Genomic DNA, 16,856 nt, shown 5'->3' with positions numbered 1-16,856 from the left:
CCGCAAGCAGCTATGTGCAGATTGCCGGTGGCGGAATCACCCGAGTGATCGAGCTTCGATCTTGCCGACGGAAGGCACTTGAGAAAGAGCCTTCCATGGCGAGCCCAGTCCTGTGCATCTCGACGATGCCGCAAACATCAAGTCGTTGCGTCTGAGAGCGGCGCGCCATGATTACCAGTTTTCCCGTTTCTTTTTGGTCGTGATTGCCCCAAGGGGTTGTTTCGGACTCGACGCCTTCTGAGTTCGGCCTGAGCGGTTGGCGACCGACGGAGATTTCGCTTTCTTGGCGGCGGGGACGTGTCGTTGAAGTTTCGGTGTCTCGGCCTGCGCTGGTTCACTGCCAGGCGCGGGCGACCCCTGACTCATACGCAGCTCCACGTTCAGCAAACGCAGGACCTTAAAAAGCCGCTCGACGCTCGCCGATGCCGGATTGGCTTCCAGTTGCGCGTAGCTTTGCTGCGTGATGCCGAGCAGTTCGGCCACCGCAGCTTGTGTGAGCCCCGCGGACTTGCGGAAGCCCAGCAGAATGGGGCGGAGCTGACTTAGCGTCTTGATAGCGTAATCCATCGGATTTTCTTCAGGCTCGTACAGTCTCTGGACTGTAACATACAAATACAGGCAATAAACTGTAAAGTTAATAAACAGGTTATAGACTGTAATTTAAATTTACAACTTAAAGCTTGTTAGAGCGAGGTGTGAAGCCAACCGATTGCCAGGAATCCCCGAAAGAGCGAATAGCAGCATTCCGCTTCACCCCCGCTCCCAGCAGCCCCCGCCACTCTGCGGTATAAATACCCTCCCGTCTCACCCGCAAGCCCCAAAACGAACCCATGCCCCACTACTTCTACGACCCCGCCACCGGTCACGGCCTCCCGCATGACCCGTTCAAGGCCATCGTCGCTCCGCGCCTGATCGGCTGGATTTCCTCACGCGCCACCGACGGCACCCTGAACCTCGCGCCCTACAGCTTCTTCGGCGCGTTCGCCAGCTTCCCGCCGATCATCGGTTTCTCCAGCGAAGGCCGTAAAGACAGCATCGCCAACATCGAAGCGACCGGTGAATTCGTCTGGAATCTGTCCAGCAAGCCGCTCGCCGAGCAGATGAACCGTTCTTCCGCACCCGTCCCGGCCCACGTGGACGAATTCGAACTTGCCGGTCTTACACCCGCACCCGGCCGCAACGTAGCCGTGCCGCACGTCGCCGAATCGCCGGCCGCGCTCGAATGCAAGCTGCTGCAAGTGGTCCGTTTGCATAACCTCGATGGCAAACCGATGGACAACTATTTATCGCTCGGGCAAGTGGTCGGCGTCCACATTAACGAGGCCTATCTGAAGGACGGTCTGTTCGACACCCACGCCGCGCAGCCGATCATGCGCGCCGGCTACCGCGCGGACTACGCGGAAATCGGCGAGATGTTTCAGATGTTCCGCCCGACCGCATAACGGTCAGCATCAGTAGAGACGTTCAAAGCACGCCGCGCCGTGCATTGCGAGGCGCGGCCGCAGCATGAACGCCGCCGGGCAAAGCGGCGTGGCACTCATAGCATCGCCTCCGAGCGAACCAGCACGGCATCCATCCCGTCGCCTCGGAACACCGCGGCGCGGCGCCCACCCGATCGCCTCCGCGAAACGCAAAACCAGAGCCCCGCAAACTGGCCCGCTTGATGCTTGCAACCGACGCTCCACCGCGTCGTTTTCAACTGCCGGCTCACTCAAGAGGAGCGCGATCATGTCCACCGAATTCGCTACGCAGTTCAGCCATGTCCGTCCGCAAGACACGTCCTACGTGGATCAGGGGCTACGCGACTTTTTTCTCTACCGGGATTTAGGCATCGCGCAGGCGACCGGCGGCAAGGTGCTCGCGCAACTCGTCAAGGCGAATCACGCACCAGAGCAAGGCACCGGCTGGCACCGTCATGAGGCCGATTTCCACATTGTGATCATGTTGAAGGGCTGGGCGCGTTTCATGTACGGCGACAAGGAGACGCTCGTCGCCGCCGGCGATTGCGTGCATCAGGCGCCGGGCATCGTCCACTATCTGTTCGATTACTCCGAAGATATGGAGTACATCGAGATCGTGTCGCCGGCCGATTTCAAGTCGATTGAAGTGGAAGGTCCGTGCGAAGTGCCGGCGGTGCAGCCGTGGAAGAGCGCCGTGGCTTAACCGTGATCTGGGCAGAAGCCACGGGCGGCGGCACATTGCTGCCGCCCGTGGCCTGCACGGAGTGTGCAACGGTGTTTGCACGTGCCCTTACCTGCGAGAACAGCCGCGCCGTCTGCAACGCCTTCATCCGGCGCAACAGGTCATTGCGTCGCGGGTGGCCGTCGCCGCGTGGACCGTGAGGCTTGCGGTTTGACGGCGGACCCGGATCCCGCGTCAACCCCGTTCGGCGAGCCAGTCGCCGCCGTCGAGCGCACCTCGACATCGACCACCGCCGCGGCAGCCGGCGCTGCCGCCATCACTTCCGAAGCCGCAGCCACCGACACCGGCTGAATCGTGCGCGCCCGCGAACCCACCACCACAGCACGCGGTTCGTTGTCGTAAATCACGGCCCGCACGCGGGGATAAATCTGCCGTTCCCACCGATGTCCGTTGAACACGCCATAGTGCCCCACACCGGTCTGCACATGGTGTGTCTTCAGATACGGCCGCAACTTGTCGCACATATCCTGAGCGGCGAGCGTCTGCCCAACCGCGCAGATATCGTCCTTTTCACCCTCCACGGTCAGCAGCGCAGTACGTCGAATCTTCGAAGGCTCCACGAGCCGTCCCTTCACCTCGAGCTCGTGCAAGGGCAGCGCGTGCCGCTGGAAAACCGTATCGACCGTCTCCAGATAAAAATCGGCGGTCAGGTCCATCGTCGCGAAGTATTCTTCGTAGAAAGTGCGAATCGTGTCGGCCTTCAGCGGATCGCCTTTGGCGCGCTCGTAGTGCATGGTCTCGAACGAGTCGAGATGGCGGCTGAGATTCATCGACATGAACGCGGTCAGTTGCACGAAGCCGGGATACACGCGACGATGCGCGCCCGCAAAACCGAACGGCACCGCGCTGATCAGGTTCTGCTCGAACCACTCGATCGGTTTGCTCTTGGCCAGTTCGTTGACGCGCGTCGGGTTGATGCGCGTGTCGAGCGGGCCGGCCATCAGCGTCATGCTGGCGGGCTGCGCGGGGTTGTCGTCGGCGGCCATGAGTGCGACGGCAGCCAAAGCGGCGACCGTCGGCTGACACACCGCCAGCAGATGCGCACCCGGTCCGATGGCCTCGGTGAAGTCGATCACGTGCTGCACGAATTCGTCGAAACCGAAGCGGCCCTGGCTCAGCGGCACATCGCGCGGGTTGTGCCAATCGGTGACGTAGACGTCGTGCTCGGCCAGCATGGTGCGCACGGTGCCGCGCAGCAGCGTCGCGAAATGGCCGGACATCGGCGCGATTACCAGCACGCGCGGCTGCGGCTGCGAAAGCGTGGTGTTCTTACGGAAATGCAGCAGCGAACAGAACGGCGTGTGTGCGGCGACTTCCTCGACGATCTGTACGGATTTGCCTTCCGTCACCACGCTATCGATGTCGAACGGCGGCCTGACAGGCGTGAGTCCGGCGAGCGTCAACAATTCGCAGGCCGCGCGTATCGAGCGCCCATGCGACGTGTCGCCAAACGCGGGCCAGGCGTCGAGCGAGTGATTCACCAGTGCAGCGCCGTGCCGCATCGGCTGCATCATGTCGGCGAAAGCCTGGTATGTGGGATATGCGAACAGGTTCATAACCTTCGCACGAGTGCAGAAAGGGAAGGAACCCGAATAGAGGCAAGTCATGTGCCAATCGTGCAGCCGCACTGGTGCGACCGTCCCTGTACGTTGGCATAGCAATTGCGCGAGTCATGGGAACGGGCCGAAATTGCCGCGCTTTGGTGCGTCCGCGCCCGACAACGTGCATGCGCATCGTCAGGCGTCGGACGAACGCCTCATATGGAGGAGAATCGTATGGCGAATACCACGCTCACCCTCAGCAGCAAAAACTATTCGTCGTGGTCGCTGCGCGGTTGGCTGCTGACCAAATTCAGCGGCCTGCCTTTCGAAGAGATCGTGATGCCGATCGACGATCCCGCCGCGCGTGCCGAATTATTGCTGCTGTCGCCGTCGATTCTGGTGCCATGTCTCTTTCACGATGGCATCAAGATCTGGGACACGCTGGCGATTGCCGAATATCTGAACGAGTTGAAACCGGAAGCGGCGCTGCTGCCGAAAGATGTCCGCGCTAGAGCGCATTGCCGTTCGATTTGCGGTGAGATGCATTCGGGTTTCGCTTCGCTACGTTCGGCGTTGCCGATGAATCTGAAAGCGCATTTTCCGGGCTTCAAGGTGTGGGCGCGGGCGCAATCGGATATCGACCGCATCGTGACGATCTGGAGCGAATGCCTGAAGCAGTACGGCGGGCCATTTCTGTTCGGCGAGCGCAGCGCGGCGGACGCGATGTACGCGCCGGTGGTGACGCGTTTCGTGACCTACGACGTCAAGCTGGATCCGGAGATTGTCGAGTATGGGCAGCGCATCATGGCGCTGCCCGAGATGCAGCAGTGGATCGCGGACGCGCAGCAGGAAGTGGAAGAGATCGACGAACTGGATGTGGAGTTTTGATCGCTGCGCGGCAAGGCGCCGCGCAGCGACGCGACAAAGGAGGAGACTCCTTAACTCCGCCCAGCCTCCAGCTTGAACACGCTCACCACCTGCGCCAACCGCGCGGCCTGACCGCGCAACTCGGCCGCCGCGAGTTCCGCCTCGCCGACAATCGTCGCATTCTGCTGGGTCGCCTCACCGATCTGAGTGACAGCGAGATTGACCTGCTCGATGCCACCCGATTGCTCGCGTGACGCAACGCTGATCTCCGCCATGATCGCGCGCACCTGGCCGACCTGTTGAACGATGCCCTGCATCGTCGAGCTGGCTTCCTCGGCGATCCGGAAACCGCTTTGAACGGTTGCCGTGGAGGCGGCGATCAGCCCCTCGATCTCCTTCACCGAAGCCGCGCTGCGCTGCGCGAGCGCCCGCACTTCCGACGCGACCACTGCAAAGCCCTTGCCGTGCTCGCCGGCGCGCGCCGCTTCGACAGCCGCGTTCAACGCAAGGATATTGGTCTGGAACGCGATGCCTTCGATCACGCTGGTGATCTCGGCGATCTTCTGCGACGAGCGGCTGATCTCGCCCATCGTCGAGACCACGCGCTCGACGGCGCGGCCGCCTTCGAGCGCGGCATCGGCGGCATTCGTGACGAGCGTGTTGGCCTGAGCGGCATGGTCGGCGTTCTGCTGGACGGTCGACGTGATCTGTTCCATGCTGGCCGCCGTTTCTTCGAGGCTGCTCGCCTGCGTGGCGATCCGCGCGGCGATGTTGCCGCTGCCGGCGGCGATCTTTTCGGTGCCTTCCGACATATCCGTCGACGCATTGCGCACTTGCGAAACAATGCGCGCGAGGCCTTCGCCGATGCCGTCGATCGACTGCATCAGGCGGCCGATTTCGTCGGCCCGCGCCTTCCCACCCTGGGCCACACGCACGCTCAGATCGCCTGAGGCAAAGCGCTCGGACGCTTTCGCGGCTTCGTCGAGCGGACGGCTCACGAGACGGCGCACGGCGATCAGGAACACGATCGCGAACGCGCCCACCAGCGCGAAACCGATCAGCAGGAATTGATCGCGCGTCGTGACGACGTCCGCCATCACCTCGTCGTGCGGCGCGACGCCGCCCACCAGCCATTGCCATTCCGGCACGGTGACGAACGACACGAATTTGTCGCGCGCGTTGCGCTCGCCGAGCGTCGCGTCGGCGGAACTGAATTCGAGCTGGCCTTCTTTCATGTCGAGCATCTGCTGATACGGCGCGTTCGCGTTGTCCGCGTTCTGGCCGGCGGCGGCCGGATGCACGATCAGCTTGCCGCGATCCGGGCCCTTCGAGGCATTGACCACGAAGTAGTAGCCGCTGTCGCCGATTTTCAGTTTGCCGATGCCGTCCTGGACCGACTGGATTTCCTTGTCCACGTTCACGCCGACGAACAGCGCGCCGATCACGCGGCCGCTCGCGTCCGTAATCGGCCGATATTCCGTAATCAGCCGTTTGCCAAAGAGCGTGGCAAGTCCCGTGTAGGACTTGTTGGCCATGATCAGCCCGTACGCCGGCCCCTTGCGGTCGAGCAGGGTGCCGATCGCGCGCGAGCCATCCTGTTTCTTCAGCGAAGTCGTCACGCGGACGAAATCGTCGCCGCTGCGTGCGAACACGGTGGCCACCACGCCGCTGCGTTCGAGAAACTGGTCGGGAATCGAGAAGTCCATGTTCAGGACTTTGTCGCCGGCTTTGATGGTCGGGGTGGCAACGCCGTTGATGTCGACTTTCTGCGTGTCGTCGAGCGTGTAGCCGGTGGGCAGGAAGCTCGCGAACAGCGACATCGAACGATCGACTTCGGCCGACAGCGCCTTGTCGAACAGCGTGATCATGGCGGCGATCGAGCGGTCCTTGTCGGCGATGCGTTCGAGCACCTGATCGCTGACCTGCTTACCGGCGCTGCGCGTAAGCGCCCACGTAAAGCCGGCGAAAATCAATGCCACCAGCACGCACGAGAGCACGGCAAGCCGGGCGCCGACGCTGGCGCGGCGCAAAGAGAGAAATTCCATGGGCGTTCGGAGTAAGGAGTGACATGAGGTGCGCAAACCCTGCGAGCGCGTGGTTTACACCTATGTCAGGATTACGGCCGATTTGCCCATATCTTTAGGAATTTCGAAAGCTTTGCGTAATATGGCGGCGTATATGTCGCTAACGCGCCGACGCGCCGCGCCAGGTTCGCAGCAGCAGCGCGTTGGTCACGACGCTCACGCTCGAAAACGCCATCGTCGCGCCGGCCAGCATCGGGTTCAGCAAACCGAAGGCGGCGAGCGGAATGCCGATCAGGTTGTAGACGAACGCCCAGAACAGGTTCTGCTGGATCTTGCGCCAGGTCCTGCGCGAAATGTCGAAGGCGTCGGCCACCAGCGCCGGGTCGCCGCGCATGAGCGTGATGCCGGCCGCCTGCATCGCGACGTCGGTGCCTGTCGCCATCGCAATGCCGATGTCGGCGGCGGCGAGCGCGGGGGCGTCGTTGATGCCGTCGCCCACCATTGCGACGATGCCGGCGCTGCGGATCTTCAGATCGCGGATCACGCGGGCCTTGTCGTCGGGCAGCACTTCCGCGTGGAATTCGGCGATGCCGAGTGCCTCGGCGACGCTCGCCGCGCTGCCGTGGTTGTCGCCGGTGACGAGCACGCTTTTGATGCCCATCTGGGCGAGCCGTTCGACGGCGGCGCGGGCGGTCGGTTTGACGGTGTCGCCGAAGGCGATCAGTGCGAGCGCGGCGGGCACAAGCGGGGTGCGCTGCATCAGCCAGGAGACCGTGTTGCCGGCGGCTTCGAGCTGTTTTGCGCGCTCGGTGAGTTGCGGCGGCAACGGGATGCCGAGTTCGTTGAGCCAGCGCGTGCTGCCGATCGCCAGGGTGCGGCCATTGACGTCGGCTTCCACGCCGCGCCCCGGCACCGCGCGTGCGGCGCCTGCTGTGAGTGTCGGGCGTGTCGTGCCTGTCGCAGCTAACGATTCCGTCGCGACCTTCGCTGTCGCAGCGGACGCTGAAGCGCCTGGCGCGCTATCGGCCAGCGCCTCAACGCCGCCATTCGCCGACGCGTCCTCAACCACCGTGTCGTTTCGCGGACTGCTCGCCTGTGCCACTTCATACGCCTTCACCACGGCCCGCGCCAACGGATGATCGCTATGCTGCTGCACGGCCGCGGCGAGCGCCAACGCCTCGTTGTGCCCAAGGCCGCCGATCGCCTCGAACGCCGTCACCGACGGTTGCCCGAGCGTCAGCGTGCCGGTTTTATCGAACGCGACGACATTCACCCGATGCGCGGTTTCCAGCGCCTCGGCGTCCTTGATCAGCACGCCGCGCCGCGCAGCGACGCCGGTGCCGGCCATGATGGCCGCGGGCGTCGCCAGTCCGAGCGCGCACGGACAGGCGATCACCAGCACGGCGACGGCATTCAGAATTGCGGTTTCGCCACCCGCGCCCGCGATCAGCCAGCCCACCAGCGTGAGCGCCGCCATCGCCAGGATCGACGGCACGAAGACTTCGCTAACCCGGTCGACCAATCGCTGGATCGGCGCCTTCTCGGCCTGTGCACTTTCCACCAGGCGGATGATTCGCGCGAGGGTCGTTTCCGCGCCGATCGCGGTGGTCGTCACCGCAATCGCGCCTTCGCCGTTGATCGACCCGGCGGTGACCGGATCGGCTGCCTGCTTCGGCACCGGCAGGCTTTCGCCGGTAATCAGCGATTCGTCGATATGGGTGCGGCCTTCGAGCACCGCGCCGTCGACCGGCACGCGCTCGCCCGGACGCACGATCACCACGGTGCCGACCCGCACTTGCGCGAGCGGAACTTCGCGTTCGTCCGTGCCGACGCGGATACGCGCGCGCTCGGGGCGCAATGCGTTGAGCGCGCGGATCGCGTCTGTGGTCTGGCGCTTGGCGCGCGCCTCGAGCCATTTGCCGAAGCGCACGAGCGTAATCACGACCGCCGACGCTTCGAAATACAGATGCGTCATGTCGCCCGGATGGGTCGCCAGTTCGTAGACGCTGATTCCGTACGCCGCCGATGTGCCGAGCGCCACCAGCAAGTCCATGTTTCCGGCGCCGGCGCGTACCGCACGGTAAGCCGCCCGATAGAAGCGCGCGCTGAACACGAACTGCACGATCGAGGCGAGGCCGAATTGCAGCCACGGGGAAAGCATTGCGTGCGCGCCGAACCATTCGCCGACCATCGGCAGGACGAGCGGCAGTGTCAGCACGGCGGAGGCGAGTACGGCTGCCAGTTCGCGGCGTGTCTGGTTGCGTTTGCTCTCGGCGGAGGAGGCGAGGGTGGCATTTTCGTCAGCCGACGCCGGTGCGTCCGGCGGCGCGATCAGCGACGCCTCGTAGCCCGCTTTCTTGACGGCGGCGATCAAGGCGTCGGAGGCTGCATTGGCATCCGACGCCGCGTCGCTGAGATTGACGGTTGCCGTTTCGGTCGCCAGATTCACCGACACGCCCGCGACGCCCGGCACCTTGGCGAGCGCCTTCTCCACGCGCATTGCGCATGAGGCGCAGGTCATCCCGCCGATGTCGAGTTCGGTGGTTCTGGAGGGGGTAGCGTCAACTGGACGCAACGGTGTGGCAAGTTCGGTCATGGTAGACAAGGTTCGTCGCGGCATCGGGCCGCATCATGAACCCAGTATCGACCTTCCCATGATGGGAAGGTCAAGGATGTTTTTGTGGCGCGCCGGAGCGCCGCCACACGGGCGACCAAAACCCGTCTTTGCGCTTGCCTGGTGAGTAAGGATACGATACAACCCGATGTTGTCGGATTCGCGAGCCATGGCCTGGCTGCGCTGGGCTTAGGGAGGCCACGCAAACTGGTTTCGCCGTGCGCCGACGTCTCCCTTAGGACCGCACGTTCTGCCACCTGAACGAATGATAAAAAATCGCCAAGAACTGTTTTCGCTTCACTGGACCTGCGCATCGCTCGCGGGCCTCGCATTTCTGGCTGGTTGTGCGTCGACTCCGCCCACGACGCAAAAAGCCAACAGTTGGATCAAGGACGAAGTCGCCGATTCGTATGTATTCGGCTATCCGCTGGTGCTGATGGGCGTCGCGCGCGACGCGGCGGTCGGCACCGATCCGGGCCAGGCGCCGATCAATACGCTGCGCCACGCGCAGGCTTTGCCGCCGATCGGCGCAGCCAATCCGCTGCAGCCGAGCCTCGATACCTTCGACTCGACCGGCTGGCTGGACGTCGGCAGCGAGCCGGTGATCGTGTCGCTGCCCGACTCGCGCGGCCGCTACGTCGACGCCCGCGTGCTCGATATGTGGACCAACGTCGTCTGGTCGACCAGTTCGCAATTCGCCACCCGCGCCGCGGGCATCAAGGCGCAAACGATTGCGTTCGTCGGTCCGGGCTGGCAAGGCGATCTGCCCAAGGGAGTGACACGTGTCGACGTGCCGACCCGAAATGCATGGGTGAGCGTGCGCATCCAGTCGAACGGCACTCGCGACCTGACGGCGGTGCGCAAGCTGCAGCGCGCCATCCGCGTCGCGCCGCTGAGCGTCTACGCGGGCGACACGCGCTCGGCATCCATCACGCCGCCGAGCAGCAATGCCGCCGATGCCGCCGCCGCGTCCGCGTCCGGTACACCGGCCGCGCAAGTCGCCGCGCTCGACGCGAACGGCTTCTTCAGCCGGCTCGCGCAAGCCTTGCCGGACAACCCGCCGATGCCCGCCGATCCGCATGCGCTGAAAATCCTTTCGGATTTCGGCGTGGCGCCTGGCGATCCGGTGAATTTGCCGAGCGCACCCGATGCGATCGCCATGGGCCTTGCCGACGGCCATCAGCGTGTCGTCACGCCGCCGTCCAATCTGCTGAGCGGCAACGGTTGGAGCTGGTTCGGCGACGGCGTGGGCAATTACGGTCCCGACTACGCAATGCGCGCTTACGCCGCCGCGACCCAACCGGGTATTGGCACGAAGGACGATGAAGTGCGCGCGGTCGTCACCCAGGACAGCGACGGTCATGCGCTCAACGGCGCGAACCGCTACGTCATCCATTTCGCGCCGAACCAGTTGCCGCCGGTGCGTGGCTTCTGGTCGATCACCGCCTACACGAAGGACGGCGCGTTAGGGGAAAGCGCGCCTGCACGGCTTGCGGTCAGCGATCGCAACGGCGCGCGCCGCAATCGCGACGGCTCGCTCGACGTGACGGTGTCGTCCACGCGCGGCAAGAGCGGCAACTGGCTGCCGGCGCCGCGTGCCGATCTGCAACTGATGCTGCGCTTGTACGCACCGAAGCCGCAGGCGACCGACGGCAGCTGGCAACCGCCGGCGGTCGTGCGCCAGTGACTTGCGCCGGCGTCGATGAAGTTCGTCAATGAAATGCCTCGGTGAGGCGGGCTGCGAAGTAGGCTGTGGAGCGGGGCGGTGGAGCAGGGCGGTGGAGCAGGGCGGTGGAGCAGGGCGGTGAAGCAGGGCGGTGAAGCAGGGCGGTGAAGCAGGGCGGTGAAGCAGGGCCGTGAAGCGCCTCACCGATATGCGTCAATGCTGTGACAGCAAGGTATGACTGACTCATCAATCAGCCCGCGTCCGCCGCTTCGCGCCGGCGGACCTGCGGCGCTCCAGCGTGCAACAATGTGTAAGCCACGGCTTACATATATATCCCGCGTAAGATTCACCACTTATACTGCCGCTTGCGGGATTTTCGTTTCGCGGCGGGCTTGCCGCCGCATTACCCAAGACCGAGCATGGCAAGCCTCAATAAAGCATCAATCGCCTCTTCCATGCAGACCGTGCGCGATGTCGCGCAGTCACGCCGCACCCGGCGTGTCCTCACGGGTCTGCTGATCTTCCTCGTATTGTTCGGTCTGCTGGGCTTTTTCGCGGCGCCGCCGTTGATTCGCCACATCGCCGAGCAGCAACTTAGCCAACAGCTCGACCGGCCTGCCACGATCGGCCGCATCGCGCTCAATCCGTACACGCTCAAGCTCGAAGCCGATCGCGTGCATATCGGCGAGCGTGGCGGCGCGGGCGACTTTGTCGATATTTCGCGGCTCATCGTGAAGCCGTCATGGACCTCGCTGTTTCGCGGCGCACCGATCGTCGATGAAGTGCAACTCGATTCGCCACGCTTTCATATCGTTCGCTACGATGCGCAGCGCTTCAACTTCACCGACCTGATCGATAAATTCTCGAAGCAACCGGCCAAGCCCAACAGCAAGCCGGCGCTGTTCTCGGTGTCGAACATTCGCCTCGAAAACGGTCAGATTACGTTCGACGACAAATTGCTCGGCGCAACGCATGTGATCGATCAATGGAAGCTCGGCGTTCCGTTCATCGCTACGCTGCCGTCGAAAACCGACATCTTCGTCGAGCCGTTGCTGCGTGCGCGTATCGACGGCAGTCCGCTTGCGATTGACGGCAGGACCAAGCCATTCGCCGCGTCGCGCGAATCGGAAGTGTCGCTGCGCTTCGATGGGCTCGACGTGCCGCAGCTCCTGTCCTATGTGCCGACCAAGCTGCCCGTGGTGGTGCAGAGCGGCAAACTGTCCACCGATCTCAAACTCAACTTCGTGGAGTCCAACGACACACCTTCGTTGCGCGTGGCGGGCACCGTCGATCTGAACGACGTGGACGTGCGCGATCAGAGCAAGGCGCCGTTCTTCGCAGCGCACGCGGTGCACGTGGCTGCCGCGACGCTCGAGCCGCTGAAGAGCCTGTATCACTTCGACGAGATCCGCATCGACGCGCCGAGCGCCAATCTTGCGCGCGATAAAGACGGCGTGTTGAGTGTCGAGCGGATGTTCGCGCCTGCGCCTGCTGCGGCGGCTTCTGGAGCGGCGCCGGCAGTCGCGGCGTCCGCGGCTACGGCTACGACGGCCAAAAAAGCTGCAAGCGCGCCAGTCGAGGCGTCCGGCGCAAGCGCCGCGGACAAGACCGCGCAACCTCTGGACCTGTCGATCAAGCGTTTCGCACTCAACGACGGTACCGTGAACGTTCACGATGAAGCCGCCTCGCGACCGGTCGACGTGGGCCTGCAAAAACTGGCTGTCACGCTGACCGATTTTTCGACGCTCGCCACGGCGCCCGCACACTACACGCTGAACACCGACTTCAAGGACGGGGGCGGCTCGCTCGGCGCAGCGGGTGCGGTCGGCCTCGTCGCCAAGACGGCCAGTTCGAAGCTCGATCTGAAGTCGTTGAAGTTGCCGCTGCTGCAACCGTATCTCGACACCGCGACCGCCGCGCAGGTGGTGGATGGCGCGCTGTCCGCCAGCGCGAACGTCGGTGCGAACTGGTCGAAGTCGCCGGCCGCTGTGATGGTCACCGACACCCAACTCGATCTGCAGTCGCTCAAACTCGCCACGCGCGGCGGCAAGACGCCGGTGGTCTCGCTCGCGCAGGGCCAGGTGACGGTCAAGCAGGTGGACGTCGCCGGGCGCACCGCCGATATCACCAGCGTCGATACGACCGGCCTGATGGTCGATGCGCAGCGCCTGAAAGACGGCAGCATCGACCTCGCCGCGCTCGCCGGTCCCCATCAGGCCGAACAGCAGCGCACGGCGATCCACGCGGTGAAGAAGGCGGAGGCGGAAGGGCCCGCGTGGCACTACAAGATCGGCGAACTCAACCTGAAAGATGCAACGGCCAATTTCACCGACAACACCACGCCGCAGCCGGTGAAGCTGAGCGTGACGCCATTGCAAATCAAGGTGCAGCAGATCAGCGACGATCTGAGCAAACCGCTGCCGATCGATCTGCAGGCCACGCTCAACAAGAAAGGCACCCTCGGCATAAAAGGCAATGTCACGGCGACGCCGCTCAAGGTGGCTGTCAAGGTGAATGCGAACCGCCTGGATGCGGCGGCCTTCGAACCGTACTTCGGCGGCAAGCTGAATGCGTTGATCGCGAGCGCGTTGCTCAACGCGAACGGCGATCTCGCGCTGAGTCAGGCGAAGGCGCTCAAAGCGGCGTACCGTGGCGACGTGGCGCTGGTCGACGTGCGCATGCTCGACAAGGCAACGTCCGACCCGTTCGCAGGATGGGGTTCGCTCGCGCTGACCGACCTGAAAGCCGACTACGACGAACGCGGCACGGTGGTCGATGCGGGTCGCGTGACGTTCACGAAGTTCTATGGGCGTGTGCTGCTCGACGCGCAAGGCAAGCTGAATCTCAAGGACGTGGTGGCGCATGAAAGCGGCGCCGCGCAATCGCTGACACGCGACAAAAGCGGCGCTCACGAGCCGATACCGTTGACGCCGCAAGCTGCGTCGTCGCCCGAGGTGGCGTCCGCGCCGGTACCGGCCTCGTCGGCAACTCCGGCCACGCCGGCCATAGTTACGGCCGCCACGCCGCCGCAAAGCCCCGTCAAACTGCACTTCGGCCAACTGGTGTTGCAACAGGGCCGCGTGACCTATACCGACAACTTCATCAAGCCGAACTTCACAGCGAACCTGGTCGGTATTCAAGGCACGGTCGGCGCGTTCGGCACGCAATCGACCACGCCTGCGCCGGTGGACATCGCCGCGAAGCTGGCAGCCAATGGTCCGCTGTCGATTCGCGGTACGGTCAATCCGCTGATCGCGAAACCGGCGCTCGATTTGACGGCGAGCGCGCACGATATCGAACTCACCAACCTCACGCCGTATTCGGCGAAATATGCCGGCTATCCGATCACCAAGGGCAAGCTGAACGTCGATCTGCACTACCAGCTCGATAACGATCAGTTGAACGCGAACAACCACATTTTCATCGATCAGCTTACGTTCGGCGATCACGTCGAGAACGATACGGCAACCAAGCTGCCGGTGCGCCTCGCGATCTCGCTGCTGAAAAATTCGCGTGGTGAAATCGACGTGAATCTGCCGGTGTCGGGTTCGTTGTCGAATCCGGAGTTCAGTATTGGCGGCCTGATCTGGCATGCGGTGCTCAATCTGCTGCAGAAAGCCGTGACCGCGCCGTTCTCGCTGATCGCCAATGCATTCGGCGGCAATGGCGAGGAATTGGGCTACGTCGAGTTCGAGCCGGGGTCGGCGAAACTGTCCGACGCTGCGGACAAGAAGCTCGACACTATCGTGAAAGCGTTGGCTGACAAGAGCTCGATCCGTATCGATCTGATCGGCCGCGTCGACCCGGCGATCGATGAACCGGGCCTGCGCGCGCAATACGTCGAACGCCAGGTCAAGCAGCAGAAGATCAAAGATGTGGTGGGCAATGGCGAGAGCGTCGATCTGTCAACCGTCACCGTGGATCCCAAGGAGTACGACAAGTACTTGACCAAGGCCTACAAGGCGGGCGACTTCAAGAAGCCACGCAATTTTGTCGGCTTGACCAAGAGCCTCCCGGACGACGAGATGAAGAGCGCGCTGGCCGCCAACGCTCCCATTACCGACGCCAGCCTGCGTGATCTCGCCCAGCAACGCGCGCAAGCCGTGCAGCAGTATTTCGAAGGCAAGATCGACAGCAGCCGCGTGTTTATCGTTGCGCCGAAGCTGGACGCGGACGGCATCAAGGACAAGGGCGCGACGACGCGCGTGGACTTCGGCTTGAAGTGACGCGGTGCATGCGAGCCGGTTCGTAGTCGTCGCCTAGCCTTCGGGACGCGATGTGACGTCTTGCATCGTGGACGCACGCCGCTATTTGCCCGCCAGAGCAACTGCGGCGTGCAATCAAGCGGCGCGCGTCGGCTTTTTCTTCAACGCCGTCTGCTCGATTACCCGCGCGAGCGTGTCGAACGCCGGGCCGATCTTTTCGTTCGGTACGCAGGCGTACCCCAGCAACAATCCGCGCCGTGCGGGCGTCTCGCTGCTGTAGTAAGCGGCGAGCGGACGCACGATGACGCCGGCATCGTAAGCGGCCGCGGTGACTGCGCGATCGTTCGCATGGTCGGGCAGGCCGAGCACCAGATGCAGGCCGGCTTCGTCGCCCATTACCGGGAGTTCGTTGCCGAAACGCGCGGTGATCGCGTCGATCAGAATCTGCCGGCGCTCGCCGTAGAGCGCGCGCATACGGCGAACATGCGACGTGAGATGGCCGTCCATGATGAAGTCGGTCATCACCGCCTGCTGCATCAACTGTCCCTCGCGATACAACTCCGCAACGCCCGTGCGGAACGTATCCACCAGATGCTCCGGCGCGATCATGTAGCCGATCCGCAAACCTGGAAACAGCATCTTCCCCAGGCTGCCCACGTAGATCACCTGGCCGGCGTCGTCGAGCCCTTGCAGCGATGCTAGAGGACGGCTCCCGTAGCGGAACTCGCTGTCGTAGTCGTCCTCGATGATCCACACGTTGTGCTGGCGTGCGTACTCGAGCAGCGTGCGGCGGCGCGCGAGACTCATCACCATGCCGAGCGGATATTGATGCGACGGCGTGACGAGCGCCAACCGCGGCGGCTGTTGCAGATCCTGCTCGCGCGGGTTGAGGCCTTCGTCGTCAACCGGCACGGGTACCAGCGTGATCCCCGACGATTGCAGCACGCTGCGCGCGCCCCAGTAACAGGGTTCTTCGACCCACGCGCGGTCGCCAACGTCGGTCAATAAACGTACGGCCAGATCGATCGACTGATGAATGCCCGTCGTGATGATGATCTGATCGGGCGTGCAATTCACCGAACGCGCGACGCGCAGGTAATCGGAAAGCGCGCGCCTTAGCGGACGATAACCGCCGCCCGGCGCATACGTCAGCAGATCGGGATTGGCTTCCTTCCAGAGTCTTGCCTGCAGGCGGCTCCAGGTGCGCGCCGGAAATTCGGCGACGTCGGGCACGCCCGGCATGAACGCGCCCCACTGTTTGGCGGATACGCCGGCCTGATCGATCAGCCTCCGTCCGCGCGCGGAGAGGTCGCCGAGATCGCGTTTGGGCGGCTTGGCGGGCTCGGCGGCCTGATTGGCAGCGTCTGCATCGCTGCTCGCCAGTACCGGCTTCTTGCGCGCATTCACCGCCGCCGTGTCCGGCCGAGTGTCGGCGACATAGGTGCCGCTGCCGGTGGTGGAGATCACATAGCCTTCGGCGGTCAGCTGATCGTAGACGTGCAGCACCGTATTGCGCGCGATGCCGAGGTCTTCGGCGAGCGTGCGCGAGCTCGGCAGCTTGGTGCCGGGCGGCAGCTGGCCGGTCAGGATGGCCTGCTGCATCAGCCGTAACGTCTGCCTGTAGACCGGTTCGGCGGCGGCGCGGTCGAGCCGCGCCGCAAGCCAATCCGACAAGATCACGGTGTCCAAGTGGTTCTATCCGGAATAATGAAATGGTTCCATATTGTAGAACCGTAA

Annotated in this window: 10 protein-coding genes; 5 read left to right on the top strand and 5 right to left on the bottom strand. The window is 63.7% G+C overall.

Translation table 11 applies throughout. The features are described from left to right. Positions 1-171 precede the first annotated feature (171 nt). Positions 172-567 (bottom strand): helix-turn-helix transcriptional regulator, encoded by a 396-nt coding sequence (locus DSC91_RS13945; RefSeq protein ID WP_115779086.1) that lies wholly within the window; start codon positions 565-567, stop codon positions 172-174. 263 nt (positions 568-830) lie between these two features. Here DSC91_RS13945 and DSC91_RS13940 point away from each other — a divergent pair, with 263 nt between their 5' ends. After that, positions 831-1,442 (top strand): flavin reductase family protein, encoded by a 612-nt coding sequence (locus DSC91_RS13940; protein WP_115779084.1) that lies wholly within the window; start codon positions 831-833, stop codon positions 1,440-1,442. Positions 1,443-1,728: 286 nt separating this feature from the next. After that, entirely contained in the window at positions 1,729-2,163 is a 435-nt protein-coding gene (locus tag DSC91_RS13935; RefSeq protein WP_093634459.1) for a cupin domain-containing protein, read from the top strand. Positions 2,164-2,303: 140 nt separating this feature from the next. Here DSC91_RS13935 and DSC91_RS13930 read toward each other — a convergent pair whose 3' ends face one another. Further along, positions 2,304-3,758, bottom strand: a complete 1,455-nt coding sequence (locus DSC91_RS13930) for a polyhydroxyalkanoate depolymerase (RefSeq protein ID WP_115779082.1) — start codon at positions 3,756-3,758, stop codon at positions 2,304-2,306. Positions 3,759-3,977: 219 nt separating this feature from the next. Here DSC91_RS13930 and DSC91_RS13925 point away from each other — a divergent pair, with 219 nt between their 5' ends. Then, on the top strand, positions 3,978-4,631 hold the full coding sequence (locus DSC91_RS13925) for a glutathione S-transferase family protein (protein WP_115779080.1): 654 nt from the start codon (positions 3,978-3,980) through the stop codon (positions 4,629-4,631). 50 nt (positions 4,632-4,681) lie between these two features. On the opposite strand, the gene DSC91_RS13920 is transcribed toward DSC91_RS13925, so the two are convergent. Together DSC91_RS13920 and DSC91_RS13915 are read right to left on the bottom strand one after the other, a co-directional pair. Further along, a complete protein-coding gene (locus tag DSC91_RS13920) occupies positions 4,682-6,655 on the bottom strand; it encodes a methyl-accepting chemotaxis protein (protein ID WP_115779078.1) in 1,974 nt (657 codons plus the stop codon). Between the two features lie 139 nt (positions 6,656-6,794). Continuing rightward, the gene (locus DSC91_RS13915) at positions 6,795-9,254 is read right to left on the bottom strand and encodes a heavy metal translocating P-type ATPase (protein ID WP_115779076.1); all 2,460 of its coding nucleotides are present in this window, start codon (positions 9,252-9,254) and stop codon (positions 6,795-6,797) included. A gap of 259 nt (positions 9,255-9,513) precedes the next feature. Between DSC91_RS13915 and DSC91_RS13910 the strand changes: the two genes are divergently transcribed. After that, complete coding sequence (locus DSC91_RS13910) at positions 9,514-10,935, top strand: DUF1254 domain-containing protein (RefSeq protein ID WP_115779074.1); 1,422 nt, start codon at positions 9,514-9,516, stop codon at positions 10,933-10,935. A 398-nt stretch (positions 10,936-11,333) separates the two neighbouring features. Beyond that, the gene (locus DSC91_RS13905) at positions 11,334-15,140 is read left to right on the top strand and encodes a DUF748 domain-containing protein (protein WP_115779072.1); all 3,807 of its coding nucleotides are present in this window, start codon (positions 11,334-11,336) and stop codon (positions 15,138-15,140) included. Between the two features lie 114 nt (positions 15,141-15,254). Here DSC91_RS13905 and pdxR read toward each other — a convergent pair whose 3' ends face one another. Next, positions 15,255-16,808 carry a MocR-like pyridoxine biosynthesis transcription factor PdxR gene (pdxR, locus tag DSC91_RS13900; protein ID WP_115779070.1) on the bottom strand — a complete coding sequence of 518 codons (1,554 nt, stop codon included), beginning with the start codon at positions 16,806-16,808 and terminating at the stop codon, positions 15,255-15,257. Positions 16,809-16,856 lie beyond the last annotated feature (48 nt).

The organism is Paraburkholderia caffeinilytica, from assembly GCF_003368325.1.
Classification (GTDB): Bacteria; Pseudomonadota; Gammaproteobacteria; order Burkholderiales; family Burkholderiaceae; genus Paraburkholderia; species Paraburkholderia caffeinilytica.
This window is presented reverse-complemented; position numbering and strand designations above follow the sequence as displayed.

What these genes read in the sequence shown, in the direction of transcription:
- DSC91_RS13925 (WP_115779080.1), top strand. Translation starts at nt 3,978, where the DNA reads ATGGCGAATACCACGCTCACCCTCAGCAGCAAAAACTATTCGTCGTGG.
- DSC91_RS13930 (WP_115779082.1), bottom strand. Translation starts at nt 3,758, where the DNA reads ATGAACCTGTTCGCATATCCCACATACCAGGCTTTCGCCGACATGATG.
- DSC91_RS13905 (WP_115779072.1), top strand. Translation starts at nt 11,334, where the DNA reads ATGGCAAGCCTCAATAAAGCATCAATCGCCTCTTCCATGCAGACCGTG.
- DSC91_RS13940 (WP_115779084.1), top strand. Translation starts at nt 831, where the DNA reads ATGCCCCACTACTTCTACGACCCCGCCACCGGTCACGGCCTCCCGCAT.
- DSC91_RS13915 (WP_115779076.1), bottom strand. Translation starts at nt 9,254, where the DNA reads ATGCCGCGACGAACCTTGTCTACCATGACCGAACTTGCCACACCGTTG.
- DSC91_RS13935 (WP_093634459.1), top strand. Translation starts at nt 1,729, where the DNA reads ATGTCCACCGAATTCGCTACGCAGTTCAGCCATGTCCGTCCGCAAGAC.
- DSC91_RS13910 (WP_115779074.1), top strand. Translation starts at nt 9,514, where the DNA reads ATGATAAAAAATCGCCAAGAACTGTTTTCGCTTCACTGGACCTGCGCA.
- DSC91_RS13920 (WP_115779078.1), bottom strand. Translation starts at nt 6,655, where the DNA reads ATGGAATTTCTCTCTTTGCGCCGCGCCAGCGTCGGCGCCCGGCTTGCC.
- DSC91_RS13945 (WP_115779086.1), bottom strand. Translation starts at nt 567, where the DNA reads ATGGATTACGCTATCAAGACGCTAAGTCAGCTCCGCCCCATTCTGCTG.